This window comes from Stenotrophomonas sp. YJH_SMC_119 (assembly GCF_059368315.1).
Map to the genome: position 1 here is coordinate 1 of NZ_JCAFRP010000018.1, position 16688 is coordinate 16688.

14 protein-coding genes and 1 tRNA gene are annotated in these 16688 nt (G+C 68.0%); 6 read left to right on the top strand and 9 right to left on the bottom strand.

Annotation, left to right across the window (positions count from 1 at the left end):
* Positions 1 to 354: 354 nt before the first annotated feature.
* Positions 355 to 2475: a methyl-accepting chemotaxis protein gene (locus AC5P6S_RS19335; RefSeq protein WP_043034463.1), complete on the bottom strand. Its 2121-nt coding sequence runs from the start codon at positions 2473 to 2475 to the stop codon at positions 355 to 357.
* A gap of 182 nt (positions 2476 to 2657) precedes the next feature.
* Here AC5P6S_RS19335 and AC5P6S_RS19340 point away from each other — a divergent pair, with 182 nt between their 5' ends.
* Positions 2658 to 3113 carry an Rrf2 family transcriptional regulator gene (locus AC5P6S_RS19340; RefSeq protein ID WP_044571046.1) on the top strand — a complete coding sequence of 152 codons (456 nt, stop codon included), beginning with the start codon at positions 2658 to 2660 and terminating at the stop codon, positions 3111 to 3113.
* Positions 3103 to 4008: an NAD(P)/FAD-dependent oxidoreductase gene (locus tag AC5P6S_RS19345; RefSeq protein ID WP_012481581.1), complete on the top strand. Its 906-nt coding sequence runs from the start codon at positions 3103 to 3105 to the stop codon at positions 4006 to 4008. The genes AC5P6S_RS19340 and AC5P6S_RS19345 overlap by 11 nt, the downstream gene beginning before the upstream one ends.
* A 95-nt stretch (positions 4009 to 4103) precedes the next feature.
* On the opposite strand, the gene AC5P6S_RS19350 is transcribed toward AC5P6S_RS19345, so the two are convergent.
* The 4 genes from AC5P6S_RS19350 to AC5P6S_RS19365 all read right to left on the bottom strand — a co-directional run bounded on the left by AC5P6S_RS19350 (position 4104) and on the right by AC5P6S_RS19365 (position 8541).
* Positions 4104 to 5324: an RtcB family protein gene (locus AC5P6S_RS19350; RefSeq protein ID WP_049397670.1), complete on the bottom strand. Its 1221-nt coding sequence runs from the start codon at positions 5322 to 5324 to the stop codon at positions 4104 to 4106.
* Positions 5325 to 5379: 55 nt separating this feature from the next.
* The gene (locus tag AC5P6S_RS19355; protein ID WP_005411579.1) at positions 5380 to 6504 is read right to left on the bottom strand and encodes a slipin family protein; all 1125 of its coding nucleotides are present in this window, start codon (positions 6502 to 6504) and stop codon (positions 5380 to 5382) included.
* Positions 6505 to 6861: 357 nt separating this feature from the next.
* Positions 6862 to 6935: transfer RNA gene (locus tag AC5P6S_RS19360), tRNA-Thr, on the bottom strand.
* A gap of 649 nt (positions 6936 to 7584) precedes the next feature.
* The gene (locus tag AC5P6S_RS19365) at positions 7585 to 8541 is read right to left on the bottom strand and encodes an aldo/keto reductase (protein ID WP_012481579.1); all 957 of its coding nucleotides are present in this window, start codon (positions 8539 to 8541) and stop codon (positions 7585 to 7587) included.
* Between the two features lie 169 nt (positions 8542 to 8710).
* Here AC5P6S_RS19365 and AC5P6S_RS19370 point away from each other — a divergent pair, with 169 nt between their 5' ends.
* The 3 genes from AC5P6S_RS19370 (at position 8711) to AC5P6S_RS19380 (ending at position 10533) form a co-directional block, all read left to right on the top strand.
* Positions 8711 to 9568, top strand: a complete 858-nt coding sequence (locus AC5P6S_RS19370) for a class I SAM-dependent methyltransferase (protein WP_012481578.1) — start codon at positions 8711 to 8713, stop codon at positions 9566 to 9568.
* A gap of 94 nt (positions 9569 to 9662) precedes the next feature.
* Positions 9663 to 9929: a hypothetical protein gene (locus tag AC5P6S_RS19375; RefSeq protein WP_012481577.1), complete on the top strand. Its 267-nt coding sequence runs from the start codon at positions 9663 to 9665 to the stop codon at positions 9927 to 9929.
* A 64-nt stretch (positions 9930 to 9993) separates the two neighbouring features.
* Positions 9994 to 10533 (top strand): pseudouridine synthase, encoded by a 540-nt coding sequence (locus AC5P6S_RS19380; RefSeq protein ID WP_138970147.1) that lies wholly within the window; start codon positions 9994 to 9996, stop codon positions 10531 to 10533.
* A 90-nt stretch (positions 10534 to 10623) separates the two neighbouring features.
* Here AC5P6S_RS19380 and AC5P6S_RS19385 read toward each other — a convergent pair whose 3' ends face one another.
* Complete coding sequence (locus AC5P6S_RS19385; RefSeq protein ID WP_138970130.1) at positions 10624 to 10998, bottom strand: hypothetical protein; 375 nt, start codon at positions 10996 to 10998, stop codon at positions 10624 to 10626.
* Positions 10999 to 11209: 211 nt separating this feature from the next.
* Positions 11210 to 13714 (bottom strand): ATP-dependent helicase HrpB, encoded by a 2505-nt coding sequence (hrpB, locus tag AC5P6S_RS19390; RefSeq protein ID WP_138970129.1) that lies wholly within the window; start codon positions 13712 to 13714, stop codon positions 11210 to 11212.
* 67 nt (positions 13715 to 13781) lie between these two features.
* Between hrpB and AC5P6S_RS19395 the strand changes: the two genes are divergently transcribed.
* Positions 13782 to 14579 carry a TatD family hydrolase gene (locus AC5P6S_RS19395; protein ID WP_043034484.1) on the top strand — a complete coding sequence of 266 codons (798 nt, stop codon included), beginning with the start codon at positions 13782 to 13784 and terminating at the stop codon, positions 14577 to 14579.
* A gap of 55 nt (positions 14580 to 14634) precedes the next feature.
* Here AC5P6S_RS19395 and AC5P6S_RS19400 read toward each other — a convergent pair whose 3' ends face one another.
* A complete protein-coding gene (locus tag AC5P6S_RS19400) occupies positions 14635 to 15519 on the bottom strand; it encodes an NAD-dependent epimerase/dehydratase family protein (RefSeq protein ID WP_043034470.1) in 885 nt (294 codons plus the stop codon).
* Complete coding sequence (gene panE, locus AC5P6S_RS19405) at positions 15516 to 16454, bottom strand: 2-dehydropantoate 2-reductase (protein WP_043034471.1); 939 nt, start codon at positions 16452 to 16454, stop codon at positions 15516 to 15518. The genes AC5P6S_RS19400 and panE overlap by 4 nt, the downstream gene beginning before the upstream one ends.
* Positions 16455 to 16688: the final 234 nt, after the last annotated feature.

Consider the following 16688-nt stretch of genomic DNA (forward strand, 5'->3'; position numbering starts at 1 on the left):
CGGCACTACCGCAGGTTACGGTGGGTGCGGACCGTTGGTCCGCACGGCCCCTGCCATCGCCCGACCAACGGTCGGGCGCTACCCATGTGGTGATGGGGTTGCCGGCCAGCGGCCGGCACCACCGCAGGTTACGGTGGGTGCGGACCGTTGGTCCGCACTGCCCCTGCCATCGCCCGACCAACGGTCGGGCGCTACCCATGTGGTGGTGGGGTTGCCGGCCAGCGGCCGGCACTACCGCAGGTTACGGTGGGTGCGGACCGTTGGTCCGCACGGCCCCTGCCATCGCCCGACCAACGGTCGGGCGCTACCCATGTGGTGGCGGGGTTGCCAGCCGCTGGCCGGCAACCGGATCAATCAGGCCGCGCGCGCCAGCGCGTCCTTCGCTGCGGCGGTGGTCGACAGATCGAACACATCCACCGCGTCGATCAACCGGTTCGCCTGCTGCTCCAGGCTGCGCGCGGCGGCGCTGGCTTCCTCCACCAGCGCGGCATTCTGCTGGGTGGTGCCGTCCATCTGGATCACGGTCTGGCTGACCTGTTCGATGCCCGCGCTCTGCTCCTGCGAGGCGGCGGAGATCTCGGCCATGATGTCGGTGACACGCTGCACCGACGCCACGATCTCGGCCATGGTGTCACCGGCCTCGCGCACGCGCCGTGCACCGTGGCCGACCTGTTCCACCGACGCTTCGATCAACGCCTTGATCTCCTTCGCGGCTGCCGCCGAACGCTGTGCCAGGGTGCGCACTTCGCTGGCAACCACCGCGAAGCCGCGGCCCTGCTCGCCGGCGCGTGCCGCTTCCACCGCGGCGTTCAGCGCCAGGATGTTGGTCTGGAAGGCGATGCCGTCGATCACGCTGATGATCTCGGCGATCTGCCGCGACGAGGTTTCGATCGCGCCCATCGTCGTCACCACCTGGCCGACCACGCTGCCGCCGTGAGAGGCAACGGTGTGCGCGCCGATCGCCAGCTGGTTGGCCTGGCGCGCATGCTCGGCGTTCTGGCGCACGGTGGAGGTCAGTTCCTCCATCGATGCCGCCGTCTCTTCCAGGTTGGCGGCCTGCTGTTCGGTACGGCGCGACAGATCGTTGTTGCCGGCGGCGATCTCCGCCGCCGCCGTGTGGATGTTGCCGGAGGCGTGCTTGATGTCGGTGACGATGGTTGCCAGCTGCGTAGCGGTGGTGTTGGCGTCGCCGGCGATACGCGCGAACACGCCCTGGAAATCACCGTGCATGCGCGCGCCGAGGCGGCCATCGGCAATCGCGCGCAGCATGCTGGAGACCTCGCCGAGGTTCAGTTCGGTGGTCTGCATCAATCGGTTCAAGCCGTCGACCATTGCGCGGAAATCATGCTCGAAGCGTGCGCTGTCGCCGCGCTGGCCGAAGTCACCGGCGGCGGCGGCTTCGGCCAGGCGGCGGATCTCGCCGTTGATCATGCCGAGATTGGCCTTGGCCGTATCCAACGCGTTGGTGATCACGGCCTTTTCGCCGGGCAGGCGTTCCATGTCCTGGCTGAGGTCACCGACGGCATAGCGGCCCATGATCGAGATCGCGCGCATCTTCACCTGGATGTGCGCGTCAACCAGCGTGTTGCAGTCGGCCACCATGGTGCCGAACGCGCCCGGGAATGCACTGGCATCCATGCGATGGCTGATGGTGCCGGCGTCATGCGCCTGCGCCATCGTCGCCTGTGCGTCCAGTACGCCGCGCAGCGTGGACTGCACCGCCTGCATCGCCTGCGCGAGGCGACCGATCTCGTCGCGGCTGCGCACCTGCACCACGTGCTGCAGATCACCGGCGGCCACGGCACGCGCAGCGGCTTCCACCGCCAGCACCGGCTGCACCACCGCGCGCCGCAGCCACCAGGCCAGGCCCATCAGCAGCAACACGGCGGCCAGCACGGTCAGCGCCGCGCACAGCAGCAGGGTCTGCCGCGCCTGCTGCGACCGCGCCGCTACGGTTGCTTCGGCCACCTGCGTGGCATGCGTGCTCAGCGCATCCAGTGCGGTCGCCACCGGGCGGTCCTTGCCACGCACCAGATTGTCGCCGGCGGCGGGATCGTAGCCGGCTTCCGCAAACGCCTGCAGGGCGGCGTGGTAGTCCTTCTGCAGCTGCGTGTGCAGGCCGATGAAGGACTGTGCCAGTTCGCGCGTGCGTATGTCCGGGCTGGCTACGAGGCCCCTGGCCAGCTGCTCGACCAGGCGGCCCTCGCTGTCAAAGGCGTCCAGATGGCGCTGGCGCAGCGCGTCGTCGTGGCCGCGCAGCAGCACGTTCTTCCATTCCTGCACCTGGCCGCGGAACTCGCGCTGCAGGCGTTCGGCGTCGCGGCTGTGCGCGACTTCGGGTGGAACCTCGGTGGACAACTTCAACCAGGCGGAGGCCAGGCCCGCCAATGCGCACAGCAGGACCACGGCCAGACCAACGGAAACCGCGCCGAGCAGCTTGGACTGCAGGCGCGGAGCACGGACAGACGCTTTCATGGAAGGGACTCTCGGGAAGGGGCAATGCGGTATCGACCTGTCCTCACACGTCTGAAGTGCGACGCTCATCACATTACCGTTTCGTTTAGTGATGTGAAGGGGATGTTTCATAGGACAAATGTGTCCATATGGAACGAAAGAAGACCCTCGACAGAGAATTTAAATGTAACTATAGTTGTTACATGAAATCCGCGAATCCACTGTCCGACGCCCTGCATGTGATGGCGCACCTGGTCGGCCATGCCGCCCCGCGCACGTCCGAGCAGCTGGCGTCCTGCCTGCCGACGCATCCGGTGGTGATCCGTCGCCTGCTGGCGCAGCTGCACAAGGCCGGCCTGGTGCGCAGCACCCGCGGCCACGGCGGCGGCAGCCTGCTGGCACGCGATGCCGCGGCGATCACCCTGCATGACATCTACCTGGCGGTGGGCGCACCACCGCTGGTCCAGGTCGGCGCACGCGACTCCGGCGGTGGCTGCCCGATCCAGCAGCTGGTCAACAGCGCCCTGCTCGAAGGGGCGCGCGAAGCGCAGCGCCTGCTCGAAGCGCGGCTGCAGGCGACCACGCTGGACCAGCTCGGCGCCGACTTCGCCCGCCATCTTGCCCATCACCGTTCCCTGGAAGGTCACCATGAATCCTGATGTGCTCATCGTCGGCGGCAGCTATGCCGGCATTGCCGCCGGCCTGATCCTGGCCCGTGCCCGTCGCCCGGTCACCGTCATCGACGCCGGTTCGCCGCGCAACCGTTTCGCCAGTCATTCGCACGGGGTGCTCGGGCTGGATGGCATCAGTGGCGCCGAGCTGCTGAAGACCGCGCGCCAGCAGCTGCTGGACTACCCCACGGTGCGTTGGGTGCATGCCGAAGCCGTTCAGGCCACCGCCAGCGCCGAAGGCGTGGAAGTGCGTACCGCCGATGGCCAGGTGCTGGCCGCGCGCAAGCTGCTGCTCGCCAGCGGCATCGCCGACCAGTTGCCTGCGTTGCCGGGCCTCGCCGAGCGCTGGGGCAGCACCGTGCTGCACTGCCCGTACTGTCATGGCTATGAAGTGGGTGGTGGTGCCATTGGCCTGCTTGGCGGTCATCCGATGTCCGCCAGCAAGGCGCCGCTGTTCGCGGACTGGGGCAATGTCACGTTCTTCAGCATGGGACTGGACATCACGGATGAGGAACGCGCCGCCATGCAACAGCGCGGCGTGCAGATCGAGACGTCACCCGTGCTGGGCGTGCAGGGCGACCAGCCGACCTGGCTGGAAGTGGAGCTGGCCGACGGCCGCCGAATCGCCCAGCGTGCGTTGTTCGTGCCGGCCACCCAGGCGATGGCCACGCCATTGGTGCAGCAGCTGGGCTGCACGTTGGTCGAGAGCCCGCTGGGCGTGCTGATCGAGGTCGATGCGATGAAGCACACCTCGGTGCCGAACGTGTATGCCGCAGGCGATGCGACCACGGTGGGCAACATCACCCTGGCCATGGCCGAAGGCGTGCGCGCGGGCATCGGCGTGCACCATGCGCTGGTGGCCGAAGACAGCGTGCCGCGCTGAATGTGCCGGGGTCAGATCCCTTTCGCAGAAAGGGATCTGACCCCCGACGCGACGTGTTGCTCTGGTAGAGGCCGGCCTTGGCCGGCACCGCTCCATTACCCCTTCACGCACAGCACCTGGCGCAGCGTGTGCACCACGTCGACCAGGTCCAGTTGCGCAGCCATCACATCGTCGATCGACTTGTACGCGGCCGGTGACTCGTCCAGCACGCCGCTGTCCTTGCGGCATTCCACATGCGCGGTGGCCTCGCGGTGCTGGGCCAGCGTGATCTGCTGGCGCGCCGTGCCACGGCTCATCACCCGGCCGGCGCCGTGGCTGCAGCTGTGGAAGCTGTCCGCGTTGCCCTTGCCGCGCACGATGTAGCTGCGCGTGCCCATGCTGCCGGGAATGATGCCCAGCTCGCCCTCACGCGCGCTGACCGCGCCCTTGCGTGTTACCAGCAGTTCCTGCCCGTGGTGCGTCTCCTTCTGCACGTAGTTGTGGTGGCAGTTCACCGCCATCGCTGCCAGCTGGAACTTCGGCAGCCGGTGGCGCATCTCGGCCAGCACGCGCGACATCATCGCCTCGCGGTTCTGCCGGGCGTAGTCCTGCGCCCACGACACCGCTTCGACGTAGTCATCGAACAGCGGCTCGCCTTCCATGAAGAACGCCAGGTCCTTGTCCGGCAGGTGGAAGCCCAGCACGCGCCGGGCCAGTTCCTCGCGCGCCTTCTCGATGAAGTAGGTGCCGATCAGGTTGCCGGTACCGCGTGAGCCGCTGTGCAGCATCACCCACACCGTGTCCGTCTCGTCCAGGCACAGTTCGATGAAGTGGTTGCCGCCACCCAGCGTGCCCAGCTGGCGGTCGAGCTTGTCGGTGCGGATGCGGCGGTGCTTGTCCTTGATCCTCTCCAGGCCGGCGGCCAGCCCGGACTGCACCAGCCGGGTGTGGATGCTGTCGGGCATGCGGTGATGCTCGCCGCCGCGCCCGTTGCCCACCGGAATGCTGCGCTCGATGCTGTTGCGCAGCTGCCGCAGGTCATCGGGCAGGTCATCGGCGCGCAGCGTGGTACGCACCGCCGCCATGCCGCAGCCGATGTCGACGCCGACCGCGGCCGGGATGATCGCCCCGCGGGTCGGGATCACCGAGCCGACGGTCGCGCCCTTGCCCAGGTGCACGTCCGGCATCACGGCCACCCACGGCCCGACGAACGGGATCGCGGCGATGTTGCGCAGCTGCTCATGTGCCTGCGCTTCCAGCGGCACTCCGTTGACCCAGCCCTTGATCGGCGTGGTGCCCTCGGCATGCAGCCATTGATAGTTCTGTTGAGTGTCCATGTCTTCCTTAATGTCATTGATGGGCCGGCGGCGCGTCCCTGCGCCACCGCTACCCCTACCTGATCGTCACCAGCTGCTTCAGCACGCCATCCAGGCCGCCGAACACGGTGAGCGTGTCGATCTTCTCGGTGACCTTCTCCAGTGCCTCCAGCTCCTTCAAGCGCATCAGCACCGGGTTGTCCTCGATCAGCTTTGCGGTGTTGAGCTGCGAACGCGTGGCGTTGGCCTCCTCGCGGCGACGGATCACGCTGGCCTGGGCCTGCTTTTCGGCCAGCACCACGCCGTTGAGGATCTCCTTCATCTCGCCCGGCAGGATCACGTCCTTGATGCCGACGCCGAGCAAGCGCACGCCGTGGCCTTCGATCGCCGCCTGCACATGCGCAGCGATCTCGCCGTCCAGTGCCGCCTTGTCACCCAGCAGCTCGTCCAGACTGCGCGCGGCAATTGCCTGGCGCAGGCCGAACTGCAGCTGCCGGTAGACGAACTCATCGGCATTGCTGAGCGTGCGGTGCGCACGCACCGGGTCGACCACCTGCACGGTCGCGGCCAGGTTCACCCGCAGGGTCACCTTGTCGCGGCTGAGCAGCTCCTGGCCGGACACGTCCAGTGAACGTGCACGCAGTTCCACACGCTCCACCGACACGTTGCCGTTGAAGTTCCAGAACGCGTGCAGGCCGGCGTCCAGCGTCTGCCGCAGCGTGCCATCGATGAACAGCAGGCCGACCGACTCGCTCGGCACCGTGCTGATCACCGCCACACGCGGCAGCACGCCCAATTGACCCAGCCGCTGCTGCACGTCGGCCGGAATGCGCGGCTCGTCACCCAACGCCATTACCTGCACCTGGGTATCGACCGAACCGCGCCAGTACAGACGGCGGCTGCCCGGCGGCAGCACTTCATCGATGCGGCCGTTGCGCAGCAACAGGCCGACCTCGCTGGCGCCGACGTTGGCCAGCACGAAGTGCGTGTCCAGCTGTGCGCCCAGCGCTTCGATCAGGCTGTCCTGGTCGCTGCCGGTGTAGGCCGCGCCCTTCGATGCAGTGTGGATGTCCACGTGCGGCCGGCCGCCGAACGGCGACAGGCGGTGCACGCCCGGCAGCAGGATCTGCTGGAAACGACGGTTGCGATACACCAGGCCGCGCTCGCCGTCGCCGATCACGACCTTGATGGTCCAGAACATGGGAGTCTCTCCTTGTATGGCTCTGGTGGTTCGACCCGTTGCGGATGAATCGCCATGACCCGGGTCGATCCGGTCGTGGCGAGGCTGCCTGCACATCACGTGCAGGCAGCGGAAGAGGGCGGCCATCGGCGGACGGTCCGCGCGCGGAGCCTTCGATGCGCCGGCAGTGCTGCCATCGTCGTTCCCGGCAGGCAGCACCGGTGCGGAACGTGGCTGGCAGTGGCGGCGGGCCGGGGCCCGGCGTGAGGTCCGTTGCCTTCCACGTTCCTGCCCGAAGGCGATGTCGGTGGACGGCGACGATGGCCGCTGGGGCTTGCGCCCCGGGTGTTGCTTCAAGTCATGACGTGACAGGTCATGTGGTTTGGAGTGGGAATCGAACCCACGACAGACGGATTACGGATCCGTTGCTCTGACCAAGCTGAGCTATCCAGTTGGGGACCGCGCGGAATCGAACCGCGTACCGGCGAACCGGTGCCTGCCTCCAGCAGGCGATCCAGGCGATGGCATGTCCGCGACCTCCGGCATACGCCACGGCAACGCCGCGCGCACCAGCCCGTGGTTGAAACGGGACCGTTGGATAATCGAGGGTGCAGGCCACCGACATTATCGGCGAGCGATAATGTTCTGATGCGATGCAGATAATGTCCAGGCGCTGCCAGTCGCGCGAAGTAAATCCTTCGGCGGGGCGGGAAAAGCCTGGGTCAGTGAGCGGCGGGTCGCCGCGCGGGGTGCAGTTCTGGCATCGCGGGTCCTTGTGCCGACGCAAACGAAAACGCCCCCGGGACTTGCGTTCCGAGGGCGTCGTCAGGCCTCGGAGATCGGGGTGGCCGATCTCCGCAGGGCGGGTATCAGGCCGTTGTCAGCTGGTCTTCCTTGCCGAACGCGTGCGCCGGCCCGTCCATGCGCAGGCATGGCAGCAGTTTGGCGATGGCGACGGAATGCGCGTTCAAGGGAAGTTTCCAGTGGTTGTTGAAACGAGGTGCGCACGATAAACCACGATTTAGTCGTGCGCAACCATTTTGTTCAATTATTTTCTGCGGTATGTGTGCAATGCCGGCCAGCGGCCGGCACTACCGGCCCTCACGCTTCGGCGCTGGCGGCATCCAGCTGCGCGACATCCTGCACGCTTAGCGACACATTGGCCGCCGCCAGCAGATCGTGCAGCTGCTCGACGCTGGTGGCGCTGACGATCGGCGCGGTGATCGACGGCCGTGCGATCTGCCATGCCAGTGCGATCTGCGCGGCACTGGCGTTGTGCTTGCTGGCCACGTCATCCAGTGCCTGCAGGATGCGCAGGCCACGCGGATTCAGATAGCGCTTCACCACGTTCTCGCCACGCGCCGGGCTCTTGGCCGCATCGGCCGGCGTGCGGTACTTGCCGCTGAGGAAGCCACTGGCCAGCGCGTAGTAGCCGATCACGCCGATCTGTTCGCGCTGCACCAGCGGTTCCAGTTCCTTTTCGTAGCCGGCGCGGTCATACAGGTTGTACTCCGGCTGCAGGGTTTCGTAACGCGGCAGCTTGTAGTCGGTGGACACCTTCAGCGCATCGGCCAGGCGCGTGGCGCTGTAGTTGGAAGCACCGATCGCACGCACCTTGCCAGCTTCGATCAACCGGCCGAATGCAGCCAGGGTCGCCTCCAGCGGCGTCGACTCGTCATCCTCGTGGGCCTGGTACAGATCGATCACGTCGGTCTGCAGGCGGCGCAGCGAATCCTCGACCGCCGCATTGATGTTGTCCGGGGTCAGGCCGGGGCGTTCGGCCCACTTGGCCACCTTGGTCGCCAGCACCACCTTGTCGCGCTTGCCGCTGCGGGCAAACCACTTGCCGATCAGCGTCTCCGATTCGCCGCCGGCATTGCCCGGCACCCAGGCCGAATACACATCGGCGGTGTCGACCAGGTTGAAGCCGGCGTCGACGAAGGCATCGAGCAGGGCGAAGCTGGCCTTCTCATCGGCGCTCCAGCCGAACACGTTGCCACCGAAGGCGAGCGGACGTACATGCAGGCCGGAACGGCCCAGTTCGCGGGTTGCCGTCATGGGCACGGACTCCTTGGGGGAAGTGCTCCAGAATAAAACGCGTAGTGTGACCGTGCTGCGGCGGCGACCACAAAACAGTGTTCCGCGATACGCACGCAGCTAACGTTTTGTGAACACCTGGGACGCCGCGGCTGCTAGTCTCGCCGCATCTTCCGCTGGAGTCGCTCCGATGATGCCTGCTTCGTCCCTGCGTGGTTGCCGCCTGCTGCTTGCTTCGGCCCTGTTTGCCGCTGTTCCCGCGTTCGCCGCACCGGCCACGGTGGCGCCGGCGAAGATCCAGGTGTCGCCGGCCATCGACGCGGCGGTGAAGGCACCCACCCGTGATGCCAACAACGTCAAGCGCGACGGCTTCCGCCACCCGGCGCAGACGCTGTCGTTCTTCAAGGTGACGCCGGAAAAGACCGTCATCGAGATCACCCCCGGCAACGGCTGGTACTCGGAGATCCTGGCGCCCCTGCTGCACGACAAGGGCCACTACGTTGCTGCGGTGGTCGATCCGATGGCGGTGCCCGAAGGCCGTGGACGCGACTACCAGCAGCGCAGCCGCGACAGCCTGGAAAAGAAGTACGCCGCTGCACCGGCACAGTTCGGCAAGACTGCCGTGGTGGCCTACGATCCGGCCAAGCCGGTGTTCGGCCCGGCCGGTTCAGCCGATGTGGTGCTGACCTTCCGCAACGTGCACAACTGGCGCAAGGCCGGCCAGGCGCAGGGCATGTTCCAGGGTTTTTTCAACGTGCTCAAGCCGGGCGGCGTGCTGGGCGTGGTCGAGCACCGCGCCAAGGCCGACGTGGCCGACGACGATGACACCGGCTATGTCGGCCAGCAGCAGGTGATCGCGATGGCCGAGGCCGCCGGCTTCAGGTTGGACGCGCGCAGCGAGGTCAACGCCAACCCGCGCGACACCAAGGACCACCCGAACGGCGTGTGGACGCTGCCGCCGACCAACCAGCACGACAAGGCCGATGATGCGAAGTACCAGGCGATCGGCGAAAGCGACCGCATGACCCTGCGCTTCATCAAGCCGTAAAGGGGGGGCAGGGCCGTGCCTGGTGAGCGCGCAGCGCGGTGTCGGGCGGAATGGGTAGCGGCCGGGCAATGCCCGGCGCTGCCACCAATGGAGTGTGCTGTTGAAGAAAGTGCTGTACTTCGCCTTCGCATTGATGGCGCTGCCGCGGTTGTACGACTTCGTGTTCCATGCGGGTCACGTGCATGATCTCGTGGCGGCGGCAGGTTTTGCGGTGCTGCTCGTGGGTTGCCTGTGGGACGAACGTGCGCGCAGGGCCTGCCCACCGGTAGCGCGGCTACGGTATCGCGCCAACGCTGCCGCCACGTGCGGCGCCGTGGTGGTGCTCGTTGCGCTGTTGATGGAAAGGAAGGTCTTCGGCTGAGTGGTGATCGCGGCGGCGATGCGGGAATGGGACAATGCCCCACCCGCCGACTGCCGTGCCCGCAATGCTGATCGCCTTCAACAAGCCCTTCAACGTGCTCTGCCAGTTCACCGACCGCAGCGTACCGCCGCGGCCGACGCTGGCCGGGTTCGGCCTGCCGCCGCGCGTGTATGCCGCCGGTCGCCTGGACCATGACAGCGAAGGCCTGCTGCTGCTGACGGATAACGGTACGCTGGCGCACAAGCTGACCGACCCCAGGCACAAGGCCGACAAGACCTACTGGGTGCAGGTGGAAGGCACGCCCAGCGATGAGCAGCTGCAACGGCTGCGCGACGGCGTGGTGCTCAATGACGGGCCGACCCTGCCGGCGAAGATCGAGCGCCTCGATCCGGCGCCGTCGCTGTGGACGCGCGATCCGCCGGTGCGTTTCCGCAAGACCGTGCCTGACAGCTGGCTGGCGATCACGATCCGCGAGGGGCGCAACCGCCAGGTGCGGCGGATGACCGCCGCGGTGAACCTGCCGACGCTGCGGCTGGTCCGCGTGTCGATGGGACCCTACCGGCTGGACGACCTGCAGCCGGGGCAGTGGCGGCAGATCGGTTGAAACAGAAAGGGCCGGATACCTCGCGGCATCCGGCCCCGGCCCGGGTTCAGATCCCTTCCGCAGGAAGGGCTCTGAACCGGTCGGTCACACTCAGGCGTCGCTGCCGATATCGCTGTGCTCGTCCACCACGGTGTCGTTGCGGCGGTCGCGTGCGTTGATGCGCTCCGCCTGCCCATTCACCACGTGGCCATTGGCAGCCTTCTTCTTCTGCTGCTTGCGGTACAGCGCATAGCCGAGCAGGCCGACGCCGACGGCAGCCGCGGCAATGGTCACGGCCGGGTTGCGGCGGGCGAACTTGGTGGCGACCTTGCCGCCGGTCTTCACTGCGCCGAGGGCGGCGCCGGTCTTGATCCAGTCCGCGTTGCGCAGGCTGCCACCGGCGCTCTTCAGGCCATCGCCGGCGGTGTGGGCCAGCTCCAGGGCGCGCTCCAGAGCGCGGTCGGTGATTACAGTCAGCTTGCTCATGCAGGGGTCCTTTGCCTCGGGTCGAAGTCCAGTGTCGCGTGTTGCCCGTAAACGGTATGTCAGTCGGGGACGCAGGCGGTGTGACTTTAGCGTAGCCATTCAGGATCAGGCAGGGTGGGTCGGATCCCTTTCCGTTGGGAAACGGCTCTGACCCCAGCGCCACGCCTGGGGTCAGAGCCCATCGCGATGCAATGGGATCCGACCCCGCCCTTCAGGTTCCGCGCGGCTTGGCCCGGTGCGTGGCCGTCGCCGTCCACGGATCATCCGGCCATGGGTGGCGCGGGTAACGGCCCTTCATCTCCTTTTTCACTTCGGCGTAGGTGCTTTCCCAGAAGTTGCGCAGGTCCTGGGTGACCTGCAGCGGGCGGCCACCGGGGGAGAGCAGGTGCAGGGTCAGCGGCACGCGGCCATCGGCGATGCGCGGCGTGTCGGCCAGGCCGAACAGTTCCTGCAGCTTCACCGCCAGCACCGGCGGCAGCGGATCGCCGCTCTCGCTGTCCAGCGCATAGGTGATCGGCCGCTCCAGTCCGGACGGCACGGTAATGCGGGTCGGCGCATGACGCTCGACCAGCTGCCGTTGTGACCACTCCAGTGGCGATTTCAGCGCTTCGCCAAAGCTGGATTCGTCCAGCGCATCCAGTCGCGTCTTGCCGGCGAACGCGGGCTGCAGCCACTGCGCACGGTTGGCCAGCAGGGCGTCGTCGCTGCAGTCGGGCAGGCCGAGCTCGGGCATCCAGCGGCGCAGCGATTCCACCCGTGCCTGCCACTGGCGCAGGCCTTCGGTCCACGGCAGCGCCTGCAGGCCGAGCTCGGCCACCGCATCGGTCAGCGCCTGCGCGGCGTGCTGCGGATCGACCCGGCCGGCCGAGCGGCTGTCCAACACGATCCGGTCGAAACGGCTCTCGCGCAGGGCCACCAGGGCGCGGCGCTCGCTGTCCCAGCGCACCACGTCTTCGGTGACGAAGCGCTCCGGCCACGCCCTGCGCAGTTGGCCTTCGTCCACCGGTGCGGCGCGCAGCAGCAGCGCATCGCGTGCCTCAAAGCGAAGCTCGCTGGCCACCAGCCACGGTTCGCCACGCAGGTCGCTCAGCTCGTGCAGGCGCGCGCTGCGCCCATTGGCCAGTAGGTAACGCAGTGGATCGCCGGGATGCTGGAAGCCGATCCGATCAGGGAAGGCGTGAGCGAGCAGGTCACCCAGCTCATGGGCCTCGATGCTGGCCGGCGGCTTGGCTTCGCAGCGCAGGCGGCGACGCCACTGCTTGGCGGCGGCATCGATGGCGGCCAGCCCGCCGCGGTTGGCATCGCCCGGTGTGCGGCCATTGCGGAACGCGGCCAGTGCGCGCCAGCGGCTCGCCAGCGCGTCACCGCCCTGGCGCAGCGGATCGCGCGCTTCCAGCAGCGCGGCCAGATCGGCGGCCAGCGCCTGCGAACGTGCATCGGGCGCGGCCAGCAGCATCGCCGCCATCCGTGGGTGCGTACCCAGCGCCAGTATGCGGCGGCCGAGTGCGGTGATCGCACCACTGCTGGACAATGCGCCCAACCGCTGCAGCAGTTCGCGGGCGGCGCCCATCGGGCCGGCAGGTGGCGGATCGAGGAAGCGCAGGTCGCTGCTGCCCCAGGCGGCCAGTTCCAGTGCCAGTCCGGCCAGTTCCACCTGGTCGATCTCGGCGCGGCGCTGCGGCTCCAATCGCTGCGACTGCGGCCACAGCCGCCAGGCCACGCCTTCGGCCACGCGACCGGCGCGACCGGCGCGCTGGTCGGCCGACGCCTGGGCGATGGACACCACGTCCAGCCGGGTGAAGCCGCTGTTGGGGTCGTAGCGCGGTTCGCGTGCCTGGCCGCTGTCGATCACCACGCGCACGCCGGGCAGGGTCACCGACGACTCGGCCACGTTGGTGGCCAGCACCACGCGGCGGCGGCCATCGCTGGCGGCCTGCAGCACGCGCGCCTGCTGTTCCACCGGCAGCTCACCATGCAGGGCCAGTACTTCGACGCCGGCATCCAGCGATTCCTGCAGGCCAGCCTGCACCCGCGCGATCTCGCGCTGGCCGGGCAGGAACACCAGCAGGTCACCGGGGTGATCGGCCAGGGCCTGCTGCACCGCGCGGCGCACCTGCAGTTCCAGCGTCTCATCGCGGCGCGCCGGGAAATGGCTGACCGTCACCGGGTAGCTGCGGCCCTCGCTGCTCAGCCGCGGCGCATCGAGGAAGCGTGCCAGGCGCTCGCCATCCAGCGTGGCCGACATCACTACCAGGCGCAGGTCATCGCGCAGCTGCGCCTGCACGTCCAGCGCCAGCGCCAGGCCGAGGTCACCGCTGAGATGGCGCTCGTGGAATTCGTCGAACAGGATCGCACCGACCTCTTCCAGCATCGGGTCGTCCTGCAGCATGCGGGTCAGGATGCCTTCGGTGACGACTTCAATGCGGGTGCGTGCCGAGACCTTGTTCTCGAAGCGGATGCGGTAGCCGACCGTGCCGCCGACCTCTTCGCCCAGCTGCCGTGCCATGAACAGCGCGGCGCTGCGTGCGGCGACCCGGCGCGGCTCCAGCAGGATGATTTTCCGGCCTTGCAGCCATGGCGCTTCGAGCAGGGCCAGTGGTACCTGGGTGGTCTTGCCGGCGCCGGGCGGGGCTTCCAGCACCAGCCGTGGCTGCACGGCCAGGTGCTGCTGGATCTGCGGCAGCAGCGGGGAAATCGGGAAGAGCGGGGCATTCATGGGCAAAGAATAAGGGGCCATGGCGGCCGCAGGTACAATGCGCGGGCACTTTTCCCCCGCGATGACCATGCACCTGATCGATATCGGCGCCAACCTGACCCACGACTCCTTCGACCGCGACCGCGATGCCGTGCTGGACCGCGCACGGCAGGCCGGCGTGGTGCAGATGGTCATCACCGGTGCCAGCCGCGAGCACTCGCCGCTGGCCGTGCAGCTGGCGCAGCAGCACCCGGGCTTCCTGTATGCCACCGCCGGCGTGCACCCGCATCATGCGGTGGAGTACACCGAGGAATGTGATGCCGAGATGCGCGCGCTGCATGATCACCCGGAAGTGGTGGCGGTGGGTGAGTGCGGGCTGGACTACTTCCGTGACTTCTCGCCGCGCCCGGCGCAGCACCGTGCCTTCGAGCGCCAGTTGCAGCTGGCCGCGGACAATGGCAAGCCGCTGTTCCTGCACCAGCGCGACGCGCATGCCGATTTCATGGCACAGATGAAGAACTTCGAAGGTCGCATAGGCCCGGCGGTGGTGCATTGCTTCACCGGCGAACGCGACGAGCTGTTCGACTACCTGGACCAGGACTGGTACATCGGCATCACCGGCTGGCTGTGCGACGAGCGCCGTGGCGCGCACCTGCGCGAACTGGTGAAGAACATCCCGGCCAACCGCCTGATGATCGAGACCGATGCGCCCTACCTGCTGCCACGCACGCTGAAGCCGATGCCGAAGGACCGCCGCAACGAACCGATGTTCCTCTCGCACATCGTGGAAGAACTGGCGCGTGACCGTGGCGAGGACGTTGCAGTGACGGCGGCCAATGCGACTGCGGCGACGCGTGCGTTCTTCCGCCTGCCCGACGCGGGTTGATGGGAGTGCCGGTCGCTGGCCGGCAATCAACCGTGGTGCCGGCCAGCGGCCGGCACTACCGGAGCAGGTCGCGCAGGCCCTCACGGTAGCTGGGGAAGCGCGGCTGCCACGCCAGCGCTTCACGCGTGCCACGACTGTCGATGCGCTTGTTGCTCTCGTAGAAGCGGCGTAGCGTCGGGCTGAGTGCAGGGTCGTCCCAGGCCACGGCAGGTGGCATCGCAAACCCGCCCAGCTTCGCGGCGAAGGCCAGCACATCCTGCGGTGGTGCCGGCTCGTCATCGCTGGGCAGGTATATCCCCTGCGCAACCGGTCGCTGCATCGCCGCGACGATCACTGCCGCAAGATCCTCTACGTGCAGGCGGTTGAACGCCAGGCCCGGCCGAATCACATGGCGGGCACGGCCCTGTGACAGCTGCAGCAACGCATTGCGCCCCGGCCCGTACAGGCCGGGCAGGCGGAACACCGCCGAAGCGATGCCACGTACCTCTGCAAGCGCACGCCATTGCGCTTCGGCACGTAGGCGCTGCACGCCGGCTGCTTCGGTGGCATCGGCTGCGCTGTGCTCGTCAACCCAGCCGCCGGCCCGATCGGCATACACCGACGTGGACGACAGATAGCCCACCCAGCGCAGTGCCGGGCTGGCCCGCAGAGCCGGCAGCAGCAGGCGCAGTGCCGGGTCGCCCGCAGCATCTGGCGGCACGCTGCACAGCACGGCCTCGGCCTGCGCGACCTCATCGAGCAGGGCGGGCGACGGTGGAGTGTCAGCGTGCAGCTGATGCCGCAGCAGGCCATCGTCCGGCGCCGACGAGGGGTCACGCACCGTGCCGACGACGTGCACTCCCCGTGCCTGCAGCTGCGTGGCCAGCACGCATCCGCTCCAGCCCATACCGAGGATCAGCACCCGCGTAGGCAGCGCGCTGGCCCGCAACGGGAGGCTCACGCGCCGCGCAGTGCCTGGTAGGCCTGCAGGCTGCTGTAGGCGACCTGCAGCAACAGGGCTTCCTGATCGGCCTTGCGTGCACGCGCCAGCATGTCGCCGACGATCTGCTCGGCCTCGACCTGCTGGCCAGCCTCCAGGTCCCGCAACATCGATGCCTTCAATGCAGAGCCGGCCTGGGTGAGGGTGCCGCGCGCGGTGTCCTGCGCGGCATCGGGAATCGGCTCACCGGCAGCTTCGGCCACGGCCAGGCATTCGTCGTACAGGCCGCGCACGATCGCCTCGCCATCATCGGTGGCGACGATGGTGCCGATATCCGCACGCAGCAGGCAGGTCGCGGCGGCCAGCGCGGTCAGGAAGGTGTACTTGATCCACTGTTCCTGGCCGATGTGTTCGCTGGCCAGGTGATCAAGATGGGCCTGCGCGCAGGCGGCGGCGAAGGCACGTACGCGTGCGGACGCCGCGCCGCCATCGCGTTCGCCGAAGGTGAGCTTGGCCGGCTTGCCCAGATGCAGCACGGCGCCATCAGGTGCCTTGGTGGCGCTGATGAAGCACAGGCCGCCCAGCACCGCCTCGCGGCCGAAGCGCAGGTCCAGCGCGTTGTAGTGGTGCAGGCCGTTGAGGATGGGCAGCACGGTGGTGTTCGCGCCCACGGCTGGAGCAATGGCGTCGATCGAGCTGTCGAGGTCGTAGGCCTTGCAGCTGAGGATGACCAGATCGAACGGCTTCTGCGCGGCCAATGCGGGCAGCGCATCGGCGGTGACGTGCTGCACCGGGAAGCTGGCATCGCCGAGCGGGCTGCGGATGACCAGGCCATCGCGGTCCAGCTGTGCGGCGCGCGCGGGGCGCACGAGGAAGGTCACGTCCACGCCGGCCTGGGCCAGGCGACCACCGAAGTAACCGCCGGTACCGCCGGCGCCGAGGATCAGGATGCGCATTGCACGTTCACCGCTTTCTGGAGAATCAGATCTGCGATTGTGCCGGAGATTGCGGCCAACGGCGGAGCCCCTCGTGGTGGTTCGCGCAGTTGGTTTCATGAGCTGGGTCGTGTGCGATGGGTTCGCGGGGGACGCCGTGAACCCCGCTCCGCGGTCCGGCCCAGCCGCTGGCGGCTGTGCGTTCGGGCGCTTGCGAAGCAATGCTTCGCAAGCAAAGCGCCCTCACCCCTGGGG